Below are 23,344 nucleotides of genomic sequence, written 5' to 3' on the forward strand. Positions count from 1 at the left end.
ATTAATCTAGATTCACTTTCTAGTAGCTCTCATTCATTCGAGTGAAGTACATCCAACCCCTAACCACTAATATTCCCTACAATAAACACAGTCTAGATCTATTTGCACATCGTATAAAACTAATTATGTTAGGTATGTAGAATGGTGTTAGAAACAGGCTATATTTCCCTCTGACAAACACAAAAAGATAGTTTCACTAGTTTGCAAAAATGGATACAGAATACATGAATCGAAAGCTGATTAGGAGGGGAATATAGTTTGATTTACAATATATCCACTATATTTCAAGAAACATCATTTTACAATGGAGGGTATATTTCTTGTTTGCCAGATTCACAAAACAGTATAAAAGGGGGGAAAATAAATGAGTGGAAATATAATACCTATGATTACACCAACTGTTCCTATTACACCTATACAAGAAACGGAGCTCATCAACTTATTTTCTATTCTACAAACGACTGCCACAGCTTATTTTGCAAATCCAGACATTATTAATCGTCAAGAATTACAGGGATCATTAAACCAATTATACATCTTTTTACGAGATCAATTTCCAACGGTAGATGGACGTAATGCGACTAGATACAGTATGTTTCTTCTTTTAACAACAGTGAATCAGTTAGCTGGAGCACCTGAGGTTAGTCAAATTGCGAATTTATTACAAGCTCTATATAATTCACTTTCTATCTTTATAGCAGAATTAATACCCTCTAGCCTTGCCGTTAAAAATCAACTTTTTAATATACTTCTATCCTTAGTTTCTATTACAGCAATTACATCATTTGGTATACCAGGACCTACAGGACCAATAGGCCCAACAGGACTTTCAGGATTACAGGGGCCGCAGGGATTGCCAGGGCCTCAAGGACCACAAGGATTACAAGGAAATCCAGGACCTCAAGGACCAGAGGGACCTCAAGGGGACCCAGGTCCTCCGGGGATAGGCGGTATACAAGGACCCCAAGGACCTCAAGGGATGAAGGGACCTCAGGGAGATGCAGGTGCGACAGGACCCGTTGGCCCTACAGGACCAACTGGGCCCACGGGACCTAAAGGCGCAACGGGCGGATCATTGGCGCTGTTTGGGAATGTACTTGTTAATCCATCGACGTAGGTATAGCATCTTAGGATACGGAGAATAATCAAGTTTGGATGAGAAAAAATGTTTCCAAAGGTGCAACGATTACCAGCGGTGGAAAGATTAAATTGCCAAGCTTATAAGATTTTTTCACGCCTTAATCAGAAGGCGTGTTACATAGTCACTTGATTAAGAATTGGTTAGAGGCCTCTCAGTTGGATAGGTATGTGTGTGATTAAAAAGGGACCAACTTATGTGTAAACAATAAGACTATCAAAGAAGATGTATATAAGTGAGAGGATGGGGACAGAAAATAGGTGTTTGTTTGATACAATGGGGCGGTAACAATATCTAGGTAATCGACAATACCTGTCGGTTTGGTCATTACTTCATTTACATACATGTAAAATCTAAAATTCTTGGGCTGTAGGCGAGAATGAGAGAGGAAAATAGATCAAAGAAGGGTATGTTCTGATGGGCTATTTAAAGTGAAGTGGTATCTAAAAATAGGCAGAGCCTTTGGTATAATAATGATGGAAGAACGATGATTGGTTTTAGCACAGATATAACGGCTATCAGGTTAATTCTTTATGGTTTTTTAATTTTTAGTGTACAATACTGTATCGATTCTTTCTGCTTATCTAGTGAATATGCAAGCAATAATAGCGAAGCCTATCTAAAAGGCTCGTATTTTTTATTTTGTTAAGAAAACATTAAGAAATTTCATCAGTATTTATTCAGAAATTAGATTTATCATTCAAATTATGTATTTTATAAACTAAATGGAGCGATATCTTTATGAAAAAATTACTGATAGTAACAGGGATTGTTGTAGTAGTATTGTTAGGAGGAATATGTGTATTTTTTGACAAGATCATGGAGATTTTTCGAGGTGCTGATAGCATGCTCATAACCGGGGACAATGAATATGTACAGTCAGTAGTACACAATATTGAATCTGAATCTAACATCTCATCTAAAGCTATATACAAGGAAAAGTTTGATGGGAAAATCAGAGTAATTAGTAAAACAGCTGCGGGAGCATTACTGAAGATGCATGCGTTACAAATGGTACAAGATCAGTCTACAACTAAACCAATTGAATTTTTACCAGAGATTACAACAGAACAAGGGATCGTATATCAAAATAAGGATGAAAAACATGTAGATAAAGTTGAAGTCGGAGGTCATACACTTATTGTGAAGTTAAATGGGGATGCAGTCATTGGAGCTGGTCCTATCCGAAAAAAGCAATCTAAGTTAATTATAGTCGATGATAAAGTGTATGAAATTTTAAATATAAAAGAACTGACATCGGGTATATTGAAATTTACGCCTGAAAGTGTATCTAAAAAAGAGCTTCAAGCTTGGCGTAATAATACAGAAGGAGAGGCATATATGTTACGATTAAGTAAATAAATGTATGACGATTAGTATGGGAATACCATTAAAAATAAAATCCCTGACTATTCGATTTTTGGAACATATAATATAGGGATATATGAATATAATTGGTTTTTTTCACTTCACCTATCTTACTCTTAATATTTAGGACTAAGAGTCTTGTGGGGGAAAATCGGTTCGTATATCCTCACCTAGAGGCTAATGCCTATTCTTTTTTCTAGAGTTTTTGCAAAAATTTTCTTCGGCTCAATTAACTTTTATGGGTAAGCCGACAGAAAGAAAAAAGTAATTAAAGAAACTAACAATACCTTATTTTTTGTATAGAATACCAAAAATAGGTTATAATATGGTTAAGGTTATCTCCTGACCTTTGATTTTTCTTCTTAAAGCATAATTCATGGAAAGAGGCGAGAGAATTCTCGTCTTTTTGCCTTGGATAAAAATCCATGAGAGGCTTACGTAACCTTTTGTATCGTTTTCTGATAGAATGTTCCTTCCTCAAGCGTGTGAGGGGCGTAAGCCTACATTTTTAAGTATACTGTAGGCATCATCCTACAAAAAAGCGAGATACGATCTATGTCAGTAAATAAAGCATACAAAATTCGTATCTATCCAAATGAGAAACAAAAAATATGAATTACTAAAATGATTGGATGCAGTCGCTTTAGTAATTCATATTTCTTACTCTGCCGAGCTCACTTAATAAAAAAAGAAGCGGATAGTATTGCTCTTTAATCCACATTAAAAACCTCACAGATGCTTCTTCACAGTTTTTCAAGACACAAAATGATATGCCACGGTTCAAGTCTAAAAAGAATAAGATTCAATTCTACACAAATAAGCAAACGAACGGAAATATTACAGTTGTGAGCAACAAAATGAAATGATCGAAAATTGACCTTGTTCGCTTTGCAAAATCAAGAGGAGTAGAAGGGAGTATTGTAAATACTACCGTTAGATGTAATCCAAGCAGGAAATACTTTGTTTTCATTCTTGTTGAAACAAAAGTGCAACCGTTAGAAAAACAGGTTCGTCTATTGGTGTTGATGTTGGATGAAAAAACTTTACTATTCTTTCAACTGGTGAAGTATTTGGAAACCCCGAGTGGTTTTGTACATTGGAAAAGAAGTTGGTTGATGCACAGTAGTTTCCTTCTAAACGTGTAGAAGGCTCTTCCAATTGGAAGAAACAGCGTGTCAAAGTCGCTTGCGTTCATGAACGAATCACCAACGTAAGAACAGACTATTTGTAAAAAATCTCTGCCGAAACTTTCAAAAATCACGATATTTTTATTTTGGCTGTACCTAGGAAGGCATTGTGTGTACAGGTAATGAACCGATAGACCATATTCATTCTATATTAACATATCATTTTACCTCGTGGATAAACGGAGTGTAGTTGCTTTGTTTATATATATAAGTATTGGATTACGGTAAATTACATTTATAAAAGGTTATTTTCTTTTATTTCGTTCTTCCCTGTTCTTGTTATAATTGGACTGAAAATGAAGACGGATGTTATCTACACGTTCTCTTCATTTACATGTCGAACAGAAGGGAGAGTAAAAGATGAAGATAAAAAATATATACAAAGTGTTGGCGACCACCATGCTAGTAAGCCAACTCATGGGTCCCGCGATTTCATATGCAGCTACACAGGATCTTAGTGAACAAACCAAAGACCCAAAAGAAGTGAAACATGGTTTGTTAGCAAATTATTATACAGATGATGCGTTTCACAATTTGACTATGTTTACAGTTCAATCTACAGGGAAAACGCAACTCAATACAGAAACGCTACAGGAGGCCTTATCGAAAGATAAGCAACAGTTCCAATCTGTACGTTGGATGGGCTACATTCAACCGAGTGAAAGTGGCGAATATGAATTTTCTACATCAGATGATTCACATGCAACCATTCAAATCGATGGGAAGATAATTGTACAAGATGCTCCCATGAAAGAAAAGATGACCCTAGAGAAAGGGAAAACATATGCCATTACGGTAGAATATCACACAGATAAAAATGGAGCAGAAAATGTAGCTTCACAATTTGAGATGTTGTGGTCTGTGAATGGAAAAGAAAAAGAAGTTGTGCCAGAAAATAATTTAGTCTTACCTAATTTTTCTAAGGATAAAGTTAAACAATTTACAATATCATCCAAAAACAATGTCATGGCAGATGATGATGGGGACGTTACAATCGATTCTGATGATGATAACATTCCAGATGATTGGGAAATAAATGGATATACGGTGAAAAACGGTCTCATTGTAAAATGGGATGACGCGCTGAAAGCACAAGGGTATACCAAATACAAATCGGATCCACTGAATAAACATACTACGGGAGACCCTTATACAGATACTGATAAAGTGTTAGATCATGTGGATGGTGGTATTTTATCAGAAGCAAAAAATCCTATTGTGGCTGCTTTTCCAAAAGTAGGGGTCAATATGGAAAAAATGATACTAACAAAGAATCAAAACGTGTCTCATGATCAAGGGGGGACGGAAACAAATGAATCAAGTCATACCGTTGGAATCTCCACTACAAATAGTACGTCGGAGTCAAATACAATAGGGGCCTCTGTATCTGCTGGCTATCCGTGGTCTGTTTCTGTATCAGCAACTTATTCTCATGATTATACGACGAGTGTATCTGTAGATCAGTCGAATTCTAATACAAGTGGGCATAGTGATGGAAAATCATGGAGCGAAACATTAGGAATTAATACAGCTGAAGCCGCCTTTTTAAATGGAAATGTGCGATATGTAAATATTGGAACTGCGCCCATTTACAATGTAAAACCTACGCTTAATTTTGTTGTAGGAGAAGGCTCTTCTGCACCGACTATCGCAACCGTTATGGCAAAATCCAATACAGTAGCAAACGTGTTAAACCCTGGTACATTTTATCCGTCCACAACACAAGGTCCAATTGCTTGGAATACGATGGATGATTTCAATGCACAGCCTATTAAGTTGAGTTATAACCAGGTACAACAAATAGAACAGGGTGATCCTTTACAAATTCAAACGACACAAACATCTGGAAACTACAAAACATACAATTCAGATGGAGATGCAATTGTGGATGATTCGCAAAAATGGGAAAATGTTATGAACGATATTGAAAATAAAACAGCAGCTATTACGATAAGTACGATCAATGATACGAAAGAAAGGTACATTTCAGCTCGAAAGGCAGCAAACTATGACCAGCAAAGCCAACCAGAAATAACTTTAGGAGAAGCCGTAGAAACTGCGTTTCCAGGAGCAAAAATCGATGGGGATAAGATTATATATCAAAACGTCAATCCAGAAGTTATGAGGATTGGGATGGATCGTCAAACATATGATGAGATACACAATCAAATGAGCCAGACAGGGGATGAAAATATCTATCATGCCAAATTAAAGCAAGGTATGAATATTTTATTCTATCAACTACTGGGTATTCAAAAAGATATAGATGGAAAAACTTATTATTTCAATAATGATGGGTCCAAAAAAACTGGCTGGTTTACAGATAGTAAGGGGAAACAATATTACTTTGATGAAAAAAATGGTGGTGCGGCAGCGAGTGGCTGGTTTAGAGCTAAAGATCAAAATACCTATCCATCAGTTCAATTTAATCATAATTATTATTTTCTTGAAGATGGTACATTAGCTAAAGGAGTACAATCCATTGATGGGATGATTTGTCAATTTCAATCCACTGGTCTATTAAGTGGTCTATTAAAATATATAGGCCTACAGATGCCATTGAGTGAATTAAGAAATAAAAAAATTACACTCCTACCAGCTGATGAATCTGCTCATCAGATTCTAATCCAGGTGGCAAGTCGTTCAAGCGGGGTATTACAACATGTATATGATTCTCCTGGTGAGAATGCCCTAGGTGAAGTATCACTAGCTGACTGGCTCCCTAAAGATCTGCCAGATGAAAATTATGAGGTAGCAATTGTTTATAATAATACTATCGCTCCCTAAAGATCTGCCGGATGACCTGTATTCGGGAACCATGCTTTATAGATAGTCATAGCAATCCGATGTAGGAAGGTAGTAAGACGAAAGGAGTTATATAAATAATGAAACAAGGAACGATATATAAGGTTTTAGCAACAACCGCGATAGCTGGACAAGTACTGTTGGCGCCGCTTTCAGCCTATGCCGAACAGGTGTTACCTGAAACGAAGCCAACCACAGTGCAACAACAGTCGCTTCCTATGAACCTTGAATCCGCAGGCGGGAATACGGTGCGTGTAACGGCGGATGAAATAGATTTAGATCAAAAACCAGAAAAAGATGTAAAAAGTTGGGAAGACACCGAATACAAAAAAGTAGAAAGTTCACTCTCATCAACAGAAAAAACGAAACTCCGTGACTATATGAAAAACATAGAGGAAATGAACCGCTATGTAAAAGATCATATTTATACGTATGAGTATGACCAAGATACGACGTTAAATAAGTCCATTGAGGATGTAGAGAAAATATTCACAAAGTCTTCTTTGTCTCGTCCGATGGCTGTATATAAGGAGGAAACACCTGAAACATTTGGTTTTTCAGAAAATTTGTACAAAAATGACAGCCCATCTGAAATTTCGTTAGAAAATATAAACAAATTTAAAGAGCAAATTGTAAATCAAACATATAGATTAGATGGGTATACTAAGACAGATCTTACTAGTGGGAAAAATGCAAAGAATCCGATTATCCTTTGTTTACATTTACCAGCCGGTACGCATGCGATGTTGTATAAACCCGAAGAACTTGCTGATATGAATATGTTATTGAAAGATGGTTATGGTATAAAACCTGAAAATGTAAAAGTGATAACGAAACAGGGGAAACAATATGTAAAAGTGGATGCTACAGTAATAGAACCTTTAGATTTTAAAGATGATGCATCAAAAGCGAAAGAATGGGGAGAGAAGCAGTATAAAGCATGGGGAGAGAATTTAACAGAAGACCAAAAAACCAACTTGAATGGGTATATGCTGGGGCAAGAGTATAAAGAGATTAATAAATATCTGTGGGAGCAAGGGCCGGAAAAAAACCCTAATCCAGATTTAGATAAAAAAATTACAAGTATAGAAGGGGCGCTAAAAACGGAACCGATTCCGGAGGATATCACAGTGTATCGTAGAATGGGTGCGGCTGAATTTGATATGTCTTTAACAGACCCAGCTTATAATTTTAATAATCCTGAAAATGTGAAAGCATTCCAAAAAAAATGGGAAGGACAAATAAAAGAAAATTTAGGGTTTCTGAGTACGTCTTTATCCAGTGAAAAAGTAGGAGCTTTTGCAACAAGAAAATTCATATTACGTTTACATGTATTAAAGGGAACGCAAGGTGCTTATGTATCGGGATTAGAAGGTTATCAAAATGAACTCGAAGTCTTATTGAATCCTGGATATAGCTATAAAATCAATAAGATTACTTCTATTATAGATAAAGGGGTTACAAAATTAGTGATAGATGCAAATATTATTCCAAAGTAAAACTGGTAGTAAGTTTGTACCAATCTCTTTTAGGGGGTTCTAAAAGAGATTGGTTGCATATAGATAATAATGGCCTATAAGAGTATCTATCATATTACCAAATATGGGAGTGTGAATGGACCAATAGGGGTCACACGACCGAAAAAAGAAAATTGTACGTTAAGGAATATTTTTACATATTATTAAGGGGTAAAAACACAGAGAAAATAATTTTCCCTGTGTTTTTATTTTTGTTTTATTCTATTTTTCCGTAGTGGCCGTAAGTTTTCAAAATTCAATTCTTGATTTAAATTCCAAATATAATCTCCTGTAAGTGCGATATGTTCCCAACCTAATGGAGAGATGTGCTGAATATATTCCTCTGGAATATGAATACCATTATTCCGTAACGTTTCAATTGCACGAGAGATATAGATAGAATTCCAAGTTACAATCGCAGAAATAATGAGTTGAAGTCCACTTGCACGATGCAATTGATCTTCATAGGATCGGTCACGAATTTCTCCTAATTGATTAAAAAATACAGCTCTAGCCAAAGAATTTTTACTTTCGCCTTTATTTAATTCAACCTGAACTTTTCTTCTGTGTTCAGGATCTTGTATCCACTTTAACATATATAAACTTCTTTCTATTCGGCCGATTTCACGAAGTGCGATAGATAAACTATTCTGTCTAGGGTAAGATGATAATTTTTTTAAAATCAGGGAAGCTGTAACGGTTCCTTGTCGTATAGAGCTAACTAAACGTAATATTTCATCCCAATTTTCACGTATTTTCGTAACTACTCAGCTTCTTCAAATAAAAAAACAGGCCAAATACATGTTTCCGATTCGAAAACATGAAAAGAAAATACTCCAATCAGAGAAAGAATCTATGCCAAATAGAGAAATTCTCTTATGAAGTCGTGTTATTCCAAGGAACCGTTCTAGTTTCTATGACTTGGTTTATCGCTTGTAAGACCGATTGTTTTTGTTTTTTCATGGTACTCATAAAGCTTCGTATCTGACAAAAAGATTCTGCGCCTTTCTTACTTCGGAAAGTCCCAGACACTTTCTGTTTTACTTTCGTCATCCGAATATCCCGTTCTGCTTGATTGTTATCAAATGGAATGGCTGGATGTTCTAAAAACGCTAGAATTCTGTCAGAATACTTGACGAAGCGATTCCATAAATTTTGAGAAGGCGTCTGCTTTCCTTTCTTCTTTTGTTTCGTGGAAAGAATCTGTTGTTCTTTCAATATGGATTGATACATAATAAACAGATTCTTTTGCGTCGCTTTTGGCATGGTACCTTCGGATTGCTTTTTCATCGTCAACGCTTGCGTTAGAAATTTCTGCATCTGTTGTGCCCATTGTTCTCCAGTACTATCTATAATTCCTTGTAAATCTCGTAAGAGATGGGCATTACATAAAACGTGACGACAATCTGTATACGCATCATACGATTTCCAACCATCATGCATCGCAATTCCAGAAAAAGATGGCAAGATTTCTCCAGCATCCATTGCTTCTTTTCCACGTTTTTGATGAATATGTTGCAATGTCACCTCCGGTGTACTGGCAGTATGTAACCATTGTGTTTTGTTTTCTACACGCATACCAGTTTCATCAAAATGGACAACAGGAGACTGCAGAATCTTTTCCTTTACTTCTTTTATGAATGGCTGCAATTGAGAAGCGAAAGCCTGTGTATGATTTACCAGGGTTCCTTCGCTTATAGAATGTCCAAAACAATCCTGAAAGAATTCTTTTGTTCGCTTCAAAGAAATGCATTGATAATGCGTTAAATAGGGAATCAGTCTTTTTATATTTGGACCATATTGAACAGGACGAGATACTGTCGAAGGAAATTGGGCTTCTTGGATAGAATGGCAATGTGGGCATTCTTTCTGTTCTACTTTATGTTCTGTCACTTCGATCTGAATAGGTGGTAAGTCATACACTTGGCGAATGCGATACCCTTTTACAGGCTCGTGGTTCAAGGAAGTATGACAACAAGTACAATATGTAGGAGAATGTGTAATCGTATGATCTGGAGTCGCTGTCAAACCAAGAGTATGTCCCTTGTGGCCCAACTGGCCACCCGTTTGACGATGAGACGGTTTGCGCAAACTTTTTGTAACGGGCTTACCCAAACCATCTGTAGAAGGTGGCTTATGACTATTTTTGGAGTTTTTTTTTGAAGCATTTTCTAGTTCTTGTATACGTTTTTCTAACTTAGAAAATGTTTCTTCAAATAAAGAAATAACAGCTTCAGGTCCTTTTTTATATGTATCTAAAATAATTTTTCGATCGACCATAAGATTCACCTCCCCTGTTTGATATACTCAGTATTTACAAATGGGAGGCATATGAAACTAGTAAAATTTAAAAAAGACACCGAAAGGTGGCTGAGTAGTTACATATTTTCTTTACCTGAATTGTTCCGCCAACCATGAAGTTAATATGGTCATATATTGTTGGAACAGATAATGTATATATTTTATGATTATCAATCGTTTTAATTCGTGGTGAAAAGCGAAACCCTAACATATGGCACATTCCAAATATATGATCAACAAAACCCGCGGCATCTGTATAATGTTCTTCAATTTGCAAATCTGTTTCATGATACAGTAGCCCATCAATAATATGTGGTGCCTCTTCTGAGGAACTAATAACTTGGACATAAAATGGATGATATTGATCTGATATATGTGTATAAAAACTTAATCCTGGGTCATGACCATACTTACCATTTACTTGTGCTAGGGGACTGGAAGTCCCACCGGCACGAAAAAATTGTCCATCTGAAGATGAAGTAGTGCCCTCTCCCCAATAGGAAGAAAAGGGTTGTTTATGATGAAAATTTGCAATATCTCCAAGTGCTTTCGTATAGCTTTCATCTCTTATATACCAATCTGCTATCCAAGCTAGCTGAGAATATGAGATATTTGGACAAGCATCAGCCATTTTACTTAATCCTAAATTAATTCCATCTGATAAGATAGCCGCAAATAAAATTGATTTTTCTTTTGGAGCCTTTTGAGTGTGAAGATGAACAAAGTGTTTGCTAAACTGTGTCCAAGTATCTACTTCTACTAATAAATCTGTTAATTTAATACGCGGCAATAAGTCATACACAAGCCGAGTAATTTCTTCTACATCTTCTGGAACCATCTTTTTTAGAGAAGCGACTTGTATTTTACCTCCATATATCGTTACACCGTGCAAATCTTGATTTGCAAGTAAACAATTGACTTTTGAAAGCTCTATATCTAATTGTTCAAAGCGTTTGTTTAAATATTTCTCTACATCCTCTGTAAATTCCAGGGGGATTTGTTGTGTTTGCTTCATGTGCTGCCAAGTATGGGGTGGTAAAAGATACTCTTCAAAATCTTTATATTGCTTGCTGCCTTTTACCCACATATCACCAGAACGAAGGGTATTCAATAACTCTGAAAACACACTAAATTCATAGTAATGTCGATTTATTTTATCGTCTTGGTACACATATTTCATCCATTTAGACTTTATAAAATCGGTCGGTACATTATCAGGTATTTTTCGTTTTCCAGATTGATTGGCTTCTTTTAATATTTCTAATGCTTGTAATACAGTTTGGCTGGTTGAAGAAGCTTTAAACACATATCTATTGAGTAAACGCGGAGCCATTTTACGAAAATGTCCATAATGATTATCGAGCAAATCTAGATAATCAAATTCTATTGGTCTAGCTAAGCTTTCAGCCTCATGTACAGAGTGGATAAATTTCTCCCAAGATATAATAGATTGTACAGCTTCGAAAGGATCTGTTTCTAATTCTTTTGCTTCAATTAATGCTTTTCCTATTTCGACATAAAGTCTAACTTTTTCATTTATTGATTTCCCATCCTTTTGAAATAGTTTATTATGTTTATTTTCTCCACGGTTAAACATTCGTCCCATTAGTTTTGCAAACATATCTAAACCTTGATCAGTTAAAAAAGCATAGATATGGATAAGGAATGCCATGATCGTTGCATATCGTTTCCTCTCATTAAACCTAGATAAATGTTGTATAGAATAACGAGAGCCCTCACGGACCATTTGTAATAATCTATTCTGATGAATTTCTTTCCCATTATCTAAAGGTAAATCTAAACTTTGAATAAACTCTAATCGATCCAAAATTTCATGGAAATTTTTAAGCGCTATAACCCCCGGTGGTTGACGTAACCAGGATAAAAGTGAACTTTTGTTCTCTTCATGAGTATAAAGTAATGTATCTAGTTGTTCGTATTGATAAGAAGAAAGTCCTTTCGTTAAATAAGGTGGTACAGTAAAACTGGAACACAGTATAGGGATAAATTATTCTATATAAGAGGTGTTTCAGATGAAAAAACAGTATGATGAAATGTTTAAAAAACAATGTGTAGAATTGGTGGTTAAAGAAGGGCGTACAATTTCGAGTATTCAAAGAGAATTTGACCTAGGAAACGGGACCTTAAATGCATGGATAAAGAAATATTCTTCCCCATTTTTGGATAATGAGAAATCTGATATGGAAGAACTACGTTCTTTGCGGAGAGAAATCCAGGCTTTAAAAAAGGAAAATGAATTTTTAAAAAAGGCGGCAACCTTCTTTGCCAGCAACCAAAACTAACACGCTTTCAATTTATCAGGCAATATCATCACATATTTGGAGTGCGCTGGCTTTGCCATCGATTACAAGTTTCTGTTAGTGGTTTTTACGATTATACTCATCGTAAGCCCACTGAAAATCAGAAAAAACGTAAAAAGACAGCGGCTTATGTTGTCATGCAATTTAAATGTTTAAAAGGTAGAATGGGCTATCGAAAACTGTACCGTTACCTTGTAAATAAAAACGTAATGGTGAGCTTATTTCAAGTGAGACAAGCTTTATGTGAAGCTGGATTAAAGTCAAAAGTTGTCACCTATTATAAGAAAAGAAAGCACGAACATCATACATTTCCAAATGTATTAGAGCGATCGGTTCTGTTGCAAAGTTTGAAAAAACATCAACCTGCTTACAAAATACGGTTGTAGTTTAAGCAGTTCTAAATAACTGCTGTAATTCCTTGTACGTTGAAAAAGAGAAGTCTGGAATGTGACTTCTCTTTTGTTTATATATGGCATGAACCGTTTCGATTCCTTTCAATGTACGTGAAGCATGGCGCAGGTTTTGAAATCCTGCGGATTTAACAAAACGTCGTTTGATATGTCTATGGTCTTGTTCGATGAGATTATTGAAATGCTTAACAGTACAATGTTTCGTATGCACATAAAAGCCATTATGTTTTAGTTTTTTAAACGCACAAAGTAAAGCATGAGCCTTGTCTGTTGTGAGAACCGTTGGTTCTCCAAAAGCTTTCACTAACCTTTTCATAAACATATAGGCTGCTTGATGATCTCGCTTTTTGCGAAGTTGAATATCCAATGTGTGACCTTCCTTATCAATCGCACGATAAAGATAACGCCACTTTCCCTTGACTTTGATATAGGTTTCATCTAAATGCCATACGGAATGTGCTGATTTATTTTTCTTCTTCCAAATTTGATAAATGATATTTCCATATTCATGGACCCAACGCATAATAGTTGTAGGATGAACTGAAACACCACGCTCTCTCAAAAGTTCAGATACGTCGCGATAGCTTAAAGAAAAACGACAATAGTAGCCGACAGCTACCAAGATAATGTCTCTCTCAAATTGTTTTCCTTTAAAATATCCCATATGTTAGGCTCCTCATCTCATTTTTCTACAGTCTAGCTCAGCTCCAAAAACTTTGCAACGGAACCAATAGAAAAGATACACTCACGTTCCATCAAGAAAAACACGAAGTAACGATTAAAGGCGCAACGGTACAGCGTATCACAAATTTAGGGGAATTAGTACTTGTGATACCGGATCAATTATATAACCAAGCAAAGCAGGTAGGCGAATTACGCATTGTAAAAAATATGAGTGTAAAAGATGAGAATGATAGTGCTGTGTTGACAGAGAAATTACAGAAAATCATGCCAATGCCAGTAACAGATCCTATCTCATCGGGCCCTGAACTTCTGAATTTTGAAAGTTTTTACATGCAATATCACATGGGACTTATGATGAATGGCTTATTCATCTTTTGTGGTTTCTTCTTAGGACTTGTTTTTTTACTGGCCACAGGTTCTATTATTTACTTTAAACAAGTAGCAGAAGCTCATGCAGATCGTGAACGATATACGATACTTCAAAAGATCGGGGTTACAAAAATAGAAGTGAAAAGAACGATTGCAAAACAAATGGGTTTTATCTTCAGCATGCCCTTGTTTGTAGGGATTTGTCATAGCATAGTAGCTACTTTAGGAGTAAAAGAAGTATTAGGATCTTCTCTACTAGGCGGAAATCCTATGTTTTTCACACCATTAATCATTAGTACAGGGGTGTATAGTTTGATCTATGTTATCTATTATTTTTTAACTGTTCATTCTTATTATAAGATTGTGAGCGTAAAGGAATAGGGATACAATAACTATCCTAACCATACAATTTTAAATATTTGGAGGCATTTCATGAAAAAATATATAACAGTTCTCGGTTTTGTACTCATGTTAAGTGTATTTTCGGTTGGATGTCACAGTATTAAAAAATGGGGAACAGATTCTTATTACGTACAAATTACAACAGATGGACAATTACAAGATAATCACCGTTACGAGTATAGGTTACAGGGATTTAATGAGAAAGGTACAGAAAAAGAAATGGTATTTGATGCAGAGAGAAAACTTAAAAAAGATGCTTTTTTAAAAGTGTATTACGATAAAGATAAGGGCGTAAAAACGTGGGAAGAAGTAAAAAAAGATAACATTCCAGAAAAAGCAAAAATAAACTTAGGTGTACAATAATACTCTCTAAGATCTACAAGGAACACTCATGATGTAAGAAATACCATACGCTTCTTTCTTTATGGAAGGAGCGTATTTTTTGCGCAGTTGAATATATGTAAGGGAGGATGTTCTTTATCAATTGAAATACGTCTCATCCAATTTCAAAAATACATGTGTATATTTTTCCCTCCAAAATATACAAGAAATAGATACTAACACCCATTACCGATTCCCTACGTAAATACGGAATCGGTAAAATGTGTCCAAATTGTGTCCAAACGTACAATTTTCCCGAAATGGTATGGTGAGGCATGCCCATCAACTTAAGCCTTTTTACTACCCCCAAGTACAAAAAAAACGTTATTCTTTCTTAATAAACTATAAGGAAGGGTGACGTTTTTTTATGAATCTCTCGATTCAAGAGGAGTTACAACCATTTGCAGAAGAATTACAGCGCTATATCACACCTGATTTTTTGGAAGAACTCGCAAGAGAGATGAAATTTGTAAAGAGAAAGCGCAAATTTTCGGGGGCAGATTTAGCTACCATTTGTATTTGGATTAGCCAAAGGGTGGCCAGTGATCCTTTAGTACGATTATGTAGTAGGCTTCACGCAGTTACAGGTACTGTACTTAGTCCGGAGGGCTTAAATAAACGATTTAATGAAAAATCAGTGTTATTTTTAAAACATATCTTTTCTTTGTTGTTACAACAAAAAGTCTGCGAGCAAACGCACATTTCTAGCCAACTTTATACTCATTTTAAACGTATTCGCATCATGGATGCCACTATGTTTCAGGTACCTAATACTTTGGAACATATATATCCTGGTTCAGGTGGTTGTGCGCAAACAGCTGGGATCAAAATTCAATTAGAATATGACTTACATAGTGGCCAATTTCTCAATTTTCAAGTGGGACCTGGAAAAAATAATGATAAAACATTCGGAACAGAATGTTTAGATACGTTACGACCAGGCGATTTATGTATTCGTGATTTAGGGTATTTCTCATTAGAAGATTTAGACCAAATGGATCAACGGGGGACATATTATATTTCGAGGTTAAAGTTAAATACGAACGTATATGTAAAAAATCCAAGTCCGGAGTACTTTAAAAATGGTACCATTAAAAAGCAATCAGAATACATACAAATCAATGTCATGCAAATTTTGAATCAACTCCAACCAGGTGAAACAATAGAATACCAGCAAGCTTATATTGGAGATAAACAGCAGTTATTTTCACGTCTCGTTTTTCATCGTTTAACAGCAGCACAATTACAAAAACGCTTGAAAAAAATTGCAGAAAAAGAAAAGTTGAAACATAGAACCTATTCAGAGAAAAGTAAATTAGTAGCAGGATTAAATGTATATGTGACAAATGCACCTTGGGAATGGGTTCCGATGGAACAAGTACATGAATTGTATACATTACGCTGGCAGATAGAAATTGTTTTTAAAACGTGGAAATCATTGTTTGATATAGATCATTGTCGCACTGTCAAACGAGAAAGAATAGAGTGCCACTTATATGGAAAACTAATTGCTATTTTTTTATGTTCTTCTACTATATTTAAAATGCGCCAACTTTTGTTACAGAAGAAACAAATAGAATTAAGTGAATATAAAGCGATAGGAATGATTCAAGATCACCTATTTCTCCTCTATCAAGCCATACAGAAAAACACCCAAGAGATAACAAAGCTTCTAATTCGTCTGTTCCACCTTCTACAACAAAACGGACGGAAATCTCATCGATATGAGAAGAAAACGGTCTTTGATATCATGGGTGTTCATTATGAGTATAGTATAGCTAGGGAACAAAAGAAAGCTGCATAGTTTTAAAAATAAAACTCGGTAGAGTTTATTTAGTGTGCGTGCTTTTAGAAATAATCAATATGATGAACAATTGGTAGCTATTTTGAAGGGAACTTCATTTTATTTGTTCTCTTAAGTTGATGGGCATGTATCGTGAGGCCTATTAGACAAATTTATTAAAGATTTGATCGTTCAAATTTTAGCTATGATTGCGGAACAAGAACGAACCGAAACGAAAAGAAGGCAAGCACAGGGAATTTCGATTGCTAAACAGAAAGGTGTCTATAAAGGAAGACCGACCCTCTATTCTCCAAAAGCAAAGGATCCACAAAAGAGGTTGGTATATAATCGGGTGGTTGAAATGTTAAACAATGGCGAAGCCATTTCTCATATTGCAAAAGAAAACGGCATAACAAGGCAAACCGTCTATAGAATAAAGCATGCTATGTCTAGCTAGAGCTGGTATATAATTATTTAAATCTGGTTCTTATTTGTCATGTAAGCAAATTCTCACATGACAAATAAGAATTAATTTTATACATAATAAAATCGGATTTTAAATTTTCTTGGTTAAGATAACGTGTATATCTCGGCTGTACCCCAAAAAGGTGTGGCATACGGAAAAAATATTCCGAACGAAGGAATTAAAATTGGAGATCGCAGACGACTCTGTTTATAACGAACTCCCATTGAAAGAAAATACATTTAGCATCTTACGCTTTAGTTTTATTAATACTTTAATGAACGAGGTTCCAGGCATGGGAGTAGTAGAAAGGTCATTTCCTGAGGATGATACAATACGAGTCAAAGCCAATGAAAAAATACATCTCTTTAAATAAATACTGTTCACACCATATTGATTTTATTAAAAAAGAAGCAATAAAATAATGGAAAATACTAAAAGGTTCATTCAATATGGAAAAATAAGCCTCAGATATTAAGCTATATGACTAAAGATGATAGAAAACAAGTCCATGAACGACAAAAAGAAAGAATTACAATTGCACTTCAAAAAGGAGTTAGATTTGGCCGCAGAAAAGTTAAAATAGATGATAATTTTATAGAAACTTATCAAGAATAGGAATATGGGTGAAAAACTATTGACAAAGGTCCCTTCATAACAGGGGATGGGCAAAAACACCCTACTTCTAAACGAAGTAAAAGTGAGGTAGTTCAAGGCTGGTATGAACTTAATAACTGCCCTATATAATCAATTTGGACACAATCTTGGAAAAGATCAATGAAGAGGAAATGTTAAACTGGTTAAAGTGTGGGAAAATCATTGAGGAATAAGATTAAATTGACACACTTTGTATTATCTCCCTTTTAGGGTGAGCAAAAAAGCGCCAGATGCATTGTATAAATGTATTTGGGGTATGGCAACCAAAAGCAAAATATGGGGCCATATACGAATATATTCCAATTAAAAAGGGATGTGGAATATAAAAACGTCTCCACATCCCTTTTTGTTAAATTTTCATTAGGTAAAACTATTGAATTTAATCTTGTATATCTATTTTTTAAATATAAAAATACATAAATTGTGAAATCCCCTCATGTTATGCTCTTGCTTTGTTTCCAAATGTTAATAGATGCCAAATTTTCTCGATAGGACCTTGTTTAAATTTTTGCAACCAAATAAAACTAAAAATAATTAGCATAGTAAATATAATGCAGGAGAGTATCAAGCTTTGTATTAGTGTGTAGCCAGATGTCCAACCTAACAATAAAGGAAGCAGTTTAAGAAGCAATGCGTGTCCAATATAAGCCGTTAATGAAATCCGTCCTACATAACTGAGCGGTTTATAAATATACAAAGAATGGTTTTTATTATATAAAAGAATGATGGAAGACAAATAAAATATTGATAAGGGATAAGCCGTTATATAACATAGTCCTTGAAAAGAAATATTATGCTCTACATCTGGGTTTATATAAATAGTCCATAGACCTCCTAAAATTAGGGGTAAGCTGAGAAAACATGACATCTTCTGAATTTTTTTGATCATGACCGTTTGTTGTGATAATTGCTGAAAAAGATTAATTTTCCCTACATATAGTCCTAATAGCATCATACTAAAAATTACAGATAGATAAGTGACAGCGTAACAAATTATTTGAAAAGAAATATTAAAACTTTTGGAGGAGGGGCATCCCAATACCATAGCTCCCATTACTACTAGTATATTACATGTTAGGATTAATCCCGCAATGCGTAGAATCATTCTAGACATTAGTCTAAAGAAAAGAAGTAAGATAAATCCGAATACACTATAGATGATTAAAATAGGAGTTATCTGAGGGCAAATCAGTATCGATATAATCCCTATAGGAAGCAGCGTAATTAATCGCCTTGAAAAAAGATGATAACTATGCAATCCACGTTGTTGCGCGCGTAAAAAAAAGAAATAAGACCCAACGCCAAATAAAAATGAAAAAATAGAAACGAACTTAAAATGAATAAACATGTTATTAAAAATATCCAAGTAAAAATCCATAGAATACATTGGGATTTCTTGTTTTTTTGACAAACCAGCGGCGTGTATAATTAACATTCCAATCAAAGCAAAGCCACGAAGAATATCAAGAGATATAATACGAGTAGAAATATTATTTTTAGTATGCAAATTTCTGTTGTCCTTTCCAGATGTTTAGGTATTTGTAGTAGAACATTCGTTGCTACATTTTGAATTATAGCAATGCAAAATAAAAAAAAACAGAACAAGTTATGGGGTTCGCAAAGGCCATTAAAAATGTTGCAATTCACCAATGTTTTTTCCACTCCTTGAAAAAAGTATTGGTATAAAGGATTCCATATTAGTTGTGGATGTATTTAAATCTTAGTCTTTTTCGTTCTGTCTGTCACAAAAACGACCATTTTTGTGACAGGGGTGGGGATCAAGAACTGAAGTCAAGTGAACTAGCAATCTCGCTGTCACAAAAATATGTAACAAAATCTTTTTGTAACAATACCTATTTCATATTGTTTTTGATACAATATAACAGAAAAGGAGGAATTATATGAAGTTTGGATATATGCGGGTATCTACCATTGATCAAAATTTAGACCGCCAGGAACAGCAACTAATAGACGCTGGGTGCGAGCGTATGTTTTTTGAAAAAGTAACAGGAACCAAACGAGATCGTCTGGAGCTAAATAGAATGTTAGAGTTTCTGCGTAATGGAGATACAGTAGTAGTAACAGACCTGACTCGACTTTCACGTTCTACAAAGGATTTAATTGAGATTGCCGAGCTCATTTCTCGAAAAGGAGCGAATTTAAAAAGCTTAAAAGAGTCCTGGCTTGATACAACAACTGCACATGGAAAAATGCTGTTTACTGTTTTTGCTGGTATTGCTCAATTTGAACGAGATTTAACTTCAGAGCGAACAAAAGAAGGGATTCTGGCAGCAAAAAAAAGAGGCAAATATCCTGGTAGACCATCTGTAGACAAAGAAAAATTAAGTTATGCATTTTATTTAATAGAACAAGGAACAAGTATCACAGAGGCTGCCGAAAAAGCCGGTGTATCTAGAATGACCCTTTATCGAAACATGGACTAATAAAAGATTGTATTAGTAGTTAAATTCATATAAGGAGTTTTTTATGCCTAGTATTGAAGATACAGCTTATCCTCGACTGAAAAGTAATCCATCCCAAAAAGAATTACAAGAGCTATATTCTCCTACAATTGAAGAAATTCATTGGATGAAGCCACATGTAAAAGGAGATGTAGCTAAATTAGGATTATTCGTTTTACTAAAAACATTTCAACGATTAGGATATTTTCTTCCTGTAACAGAAATACCTGAAGACATTGTCATACATATTGCTCAAAAAATGAATCTTACTCTTGTATCACGAAATGATTTACAGAAATATCATAACTCAGGTACTCAAAAACGTCACCATGCCTTGATTAGAGACTATAAAAACATTCATTTCTTCAATGACCAAGCTAGAAAAATTATGACTGATACAATGAATCAAGTATCATCAACAAAAGACGACTCAGCCGATTTCATTAATGCTGCAATAGATGAATTAATTCGTCAGCGTTTTGAATTACCTACTTTTTCTACTTTAAATGAGACAGCTAAGAGGTTGCGATCTCAATCGTACCATGTGGTGTATGAACAAATATATCAATCGATACATGAAAACGATAAAAATAAGATTGATTCTCTCTTTCAAACGAATGATGGTACGGTGTATACTCCCTGGCATCATCTCAAGCAAGATGCCAAAAGTCCTACTATAAAGCATTTCAGGGAATTAGTAGCACAAATGGAATGGTTAATGGATCAAAAAGTAAATACTACTATACTGAAGAGTATTCCTTCTGTTAAAGTACGACAAATGACCTCGGAAGCCAAAACGCTCGATGCAGCACGAATGAAAAAAATGGAACCTAAAAAACGATATGCACTTGCTCTCTCTTTTATCCAATCTCAACTCGCTCATGTTTTAGATAATATTGGAGAAATGATGGTTAAGAGAATGATGTCCGCCCGTAATAAAAGTCGTGATCAGTTACAACATTATCAAATGAAGAACCAAAAACGGACCGATTTGTTAATTACAACTCTTCATGATGTCATTCTTGCTTATCGTTCAGGAAATGAATCTCAAGATAAAATGGAAGCGATTGAACAGGTAGTAGGAAACCGACATGAGGAGATATTACATGATTGCGAATCACATCTTGCTTATAGTGGTGATAACTACTTTGTCTTTGTCTGGGATTATTATAAAAGTAGTCGTTCTACGTTGTTTAAAATTTTAAACACGGTTTCCCTACGCTCTACAAACCAAGATCAAGGATTAGAAGATGCGATTGCGTTTTTAAAAACTCATCAAAATTCCCGAAAAGAGTCTCTTTCTATCGTAAGTATTGAAAAAAAGGGATACTGGAAAAAGGAAATAAAACCTCTACTCGATTTATCGTGGATTCCTGATGCATGGTGGAGATGGATAGCTCCAAATCGAAAATCTGGGTGTTATCCAGAAGAAATTAATCGCCGTCACTTTGAAGCTTGTGTATTTACCCAAATTATGTGGGGTTTAAAATCTGGAGATCTTTACATTGAGGGAAGTGAAAAATACGCTGATTATCGACAACAACTTATCTCTTGGAATGAATATGAACAAAAATTATTGGATTTTTGTCATAAAAGCAATCTCCCCTCTACAGGTAAAGAATATGTAAAACAATTACGGAAAAGGTTTATGAAAATAGCAAAGAAAACAGATACTTCTTTTCCATACAATAAACAAGTGCGTATTGAGAATGGTGAAATTGTCATGGGTAAGTCAAAGAAAAGAAAACCTTCTCCTAAATTAAAAAGTTTAGAAAAATATATTGCTCAAAATCTAGTTCCCATCAATGTTTTAGATATGCTAGGTGATACAGAACATTGGTTAAACTGGACTCGATTTTTTAAACCCATTTCAAAACATGAGGCTCGATTAGAAGATCCGATTGAACGTTATTTAACTACTGTGTTTTGCTATGGTTGTAATCTAGGGCCTGTTCAAACTGCAAGATCATTAGGAAATATGGACCGAAGGCAAATTTCATGGGTAAATCAAAGACACATTACGACAGAAAATCTAGATCAAGCAATCCAATTCATTATTAATTCCTATAACAAATTCGGCCTACCTAAGTATTGGGGAGACGGGAAAAGCGCATCTGCTGATGGAACAATATGGGCCTTATATGAACAAAACTTGTTATCTGAGAGGCATATCCGTTATGGAGGATATGGGGGAATTGGCTATTATCATGTTTCTGATAATTACATTGCATTATTTAGTCATTTTATACCGTGTGGTGTATGGGAAGGACTTTATATACTAGATGTCTTAATGAATAACAATTCTGAGATTCAACCAGAAGTCATTCATTCTGATACACAAGGACAAAGTGCTACCATTTTTGGATTATCTACCTTAATGGGAATCGAGTTAATGCCACGAATTCGAAATTGGAAAGATTTAAAAATGCTCCGTCCAGATAAAGAAAGTCGATTTAAGCATATTGACGATATTTTTACCGATGAAATTGATTGGGATTTAATTAAAATCCATTATAAAGATATGCTACGAGTAGCCATGTCAATTGAAGTAGGAAAAATTACTCCTTCCACTATTTTGAATAAGCTAGGAACCTATAGTAAGAAAAATAAATTATATCAAGCGTTTCGTGAATTAGGACGTGTAATTCGTACTATGTTTTTATTAAAGTACATAGCTGATGAACAATTGAGACGTACCATTCAAACAGCTACAAATAAGAGTGAATCATTTAATGGGTTTACCAAATGGCTATTTTTTGGTGGAGAGGGAATCATTACTGAAAATAATAGAGAAAACCAAAGAAAAGTGATTAAGTTTAATCACTTAGTAGCGAATTGTTTAATTTTTTACAATGTATTTGCATTAACACAAGTGTTACATGATTATCGGCAAGATGGAAATAAATTGGACGAAGAAGTACTAAGTGAGTTGAGTCCATATATCACAGCTCATGTGAATCGATTTGGCAAATATGGAATTGATCCAAATAGACAGCCACCGGATTTACAGTTCGATATGCCAATTTACCAAGTAGCCAATTAACAAAAAGGGTATGTGGCGAATAAAAACTTCTTCACATACCCTTTTTGAATTGG

General features: G+C 35.0%; 15 protein-coding genes and 4 pseudogenes. 14 read left to right on the plus strand and 5 right to left on the minus strand.

The window, feature by feature from the left end:
* Positions 1-364: 364 nt before the first annotated feature.
* The 5 genes and pseudogenes from MHI28_RS36250 to MHI28_RS31415 all read left to right on the plus strand — a co-directional run bounded on the left by MHI28_RS36250 (position 365) and on the right by MHI28_RS31415 (position 7,997).
* On the plus strand, positions 365-1,117 hold the full coding sequence (locus MHI28_RS36250; RefSeq protein ID WP_445661799.1) for a collagen-like repeat preface domain-containing protein: 753 nt from the start codon (positions 365-367) through the stop codon (positions 1,115-1,117).
* Between the two features lie 762 nt (positions 1,118-1,879).
* Positions 1,880-2,500, plus strand: a complete 621-nt coding sequence (locus MHI28_RS31400; RefSeq protein WP_340828515.1) for a lipoprotein BA_5634 family protein — start codon at positions 1,880-1,882, stop codon at positions 2,498-2,500.
* A 561-nt stretch (positions 2,501-3,061) separates the two neighbouring features.
* A pseudogene (locus tag MHI28_RS31405) lies at positions 3,062-3,734 on the plus strand (RNA-guided endonuclease TnpB family protein); the annotation flags it as partial.
* Between the two features lie 319 nt (positions 3,735-4,053).
* The gene (locus tag MHI28_RS31410; protein WP_340828516.1) at positions 4,054-6,480 is read left to right on the plus strand and encodes a binary toxin-like calcium binding domain-containing protein; all 2,427 of its coding nucleotides are present in this window, start codon (positions 4,054-4,056) and stop codon (positions 6,478-6,480) included.
* A 98-nt stretch (positions 6,481-6,578) separates the two neighbouring features.
* Positions 6,579-7,997, plus strand: coding sequence for an ADP-ribosyltransferase (locus MHI28_RS31415; protein WP_078187774.1), 1,419 nt, complete (start codon positions 6,579-6,581; stop codon positions 7,995-7,997).
* Between the two features lie 224 nt (positions 7,998-8,221).
* Here the strand turns inward: MHI28_RS31415 and MHI28_RS31420 are convergent.
* From MHI28_RS31420 to MHI28_RS31430, 3 genes and pseudogenes are all read right to left on the minus strand, one after another.
* Positions 8,222-8,770 (minus strand): annotated as a pseudogene (locus MHI28_RS31420) (Tn3 family transposase); the annotation flags it as partial.
* Positions 8,771-8,891: 121 nt separating this feature from the next.
* Positions 8,892-10,295 (minus strand): IS66 family transposase, encoded by a 1,404-nt coding sequence (gene tnpC, locus MHI28_RS31425; protein WP_100910632.1) that lies wholly within the window; start codon positions 10,293-10,295, stop codon positions 8,892-8,894.
* A gap of 103 nt (positions 10,296-10,398) precedes the next feature.
* A pseudogene (locus tag MHI28_RS31430) lies at positions 10,399-12,282 on the minus strand (Tn3 family transposase); the annotation flags it as partial.
* 67 nt (positions 12,283-12,349) lie between these two features.
* On the opposite strand from MHI28_RS31430, the gene MHI28_RS31435 reads away from it, so the two are divergent.
* Positions 12,350-12,619: a transposase gene (locus MHI28_RS31435; protein WP_098139883.1), complete on the plus strand. Its 270-nt coding sequence runs from the start codon at positions 12,350-12,352 to the stop codon at positions 12,617-12,619.
* A gap of 155 nt (positions 12,620-12,774) precedes the next feature.
* Positions 12,775-13,023, plus strand: a complete 249-nt coding sequence (locus MHI28_RS31440; protein WP_340828518.1) for a hypothetical protein — start codon at positions 12,775-12,777, stop codon at positions 13,021-13,023.
* Position 13,024: 1 nt separating this feature from the next.
* Here MHI28_RS31440 and MHI28_RS31445 read toward each other — a convergent pair whose 3' ends face one another.
* Positions 13,025-13,711: an IS6 family transposase gene (locus MHI28_RS31445; RefSeq protein WP_100910633.1), complete on the minus strand. Its 687-nt coding sequence runs from the start codon at positions 13,709-13,711 to the stop codon at positions 13,025-13,027.
* A 164-nt stretch (positions 13,712-13,875) separates the two neighbouring features.
* Here MHI28_RS31445 and MHI28_RS31450 point away from each other — a divergent pair, with 164 nt between their 5' ends.
* The 5 genes and pseudogenes from MHI28_RS31450 to MHI28_RS31470 all read left to right on the plus strand — a co-directional run bounded on the left by MHI28_RS31450 (position 13,876) and on the right by MHI28_RS31470 (position 17,747).
* Positions 13,876-14,481, plus strand: coding sequence for a hypothetical protein (locus MHI28_RS31450; protein ID WP_340828519.1), 606 nt, complete (start codon positions 13,876-13,878; stop codon positions 14,479-14,481).
* A gap of 51 nt (positions 14,482-14,532) precedes the next feature.
* Positions 14,533-14,865: a YxeA family protein gene (locus MHI28_RS31455; protein ID WP_078188051.1), complete on the plus strand. Its 333-nt coding sequence runs from the start codon at positions 14,533-14,535 to the stop codon at positions 14,863-14,865.
* A 385-nt stretch (positions 14,866-15,250) separates the two neighbouring features.
* Positions 15,251-16,687: an IS4 family transposase gene (locus MHI28_RS31460; protein ID WP_199665201.1), complete on the plus strand. Its 1,437-nt coding sequence runs from the start codon at positions 15,251-15,253 to the stop codon at positions 16,685-16,687.
* A 139-nt stretch (positions 16,688-16,826) separates the two neighbouring features.
* Positions 16,827-17,123, plus strand: a pseudogene (locus tag MHI28_RS31465) (helix-turn-helix domain-containing protein); the annotation flags it as partial.
* A 489-nt stretch (positions 17,124-17,612) separates the two neighbouring features.
* Complete coding sequence (locus MHI28_RS31470; RefSeq protein WP_445661800.1) at positions 17,613-17,747, plus strand: hypothetical protein; 135 nt, start codon at positions 17,613-17,615, stop codon at positions 17,745-17,747.
* Positions 17,748-18,225: 478 nt separating this feature from the next.
* Here MHI28_RS31470 and MHI28_RS31475 read toward each other — a convergent pair whose 3' ends face one another.
* A complete protein-coding gene (locus MHI28_RS31475; RefSeq protein WP_100910723.1) occupies positions 18,226-19,293 on the minus strand; it encodes a DUF418 domain-containing protein in 1,068 nt (355 codons plus the stop codon).
* Positions 19,294-19,687: 394 nt separating this feature from the next.
* Here MHI28_RS31475 and MHI28_RS31480 point away from each other — a divergent pair, with 394 nt between their 5' ends.
* Both MHI28_RS31480 and MHI28_RS31485 read left to right on the plus strand, forming a co-directional pair.
* On the plus strand, positions 19,688-20,230 hold the full coding sequence (locus MHI28_RS31480; protein ID WP_098584175.1) for a recombinase family protein: 543 nt from the start codon (positions 19,688-19,690) through the stop codon (positions 20,228-20,230).
* A gap of 43 nt (positions 20,231-20,273) precedes the next feature.
* Positions 20,274-23,291: a Tn3 family transposase gene (locus tag MHI28_RS31485; RefSeq protein WP_100910650.1), complete on the plus strand. Its 3,018-nt coding sequence runs from the start codon at positions 20,274-20,276 to the stop codon at positions 23,289-23,291.
* The last annotated feature ends 53 nt before the right edge of the window (positions 23,292-23,344 follow it).

The organism is Bacillus sp. FSL K6-0268, from assembly GCF_038005425.1.
GTDB classification, from domain to species: Bacteria; Bacillota; Bacilli; order Bacillales; family Bacillaceae_G; genus Bacillus_A; species Bacillus_A thuringiensis_S.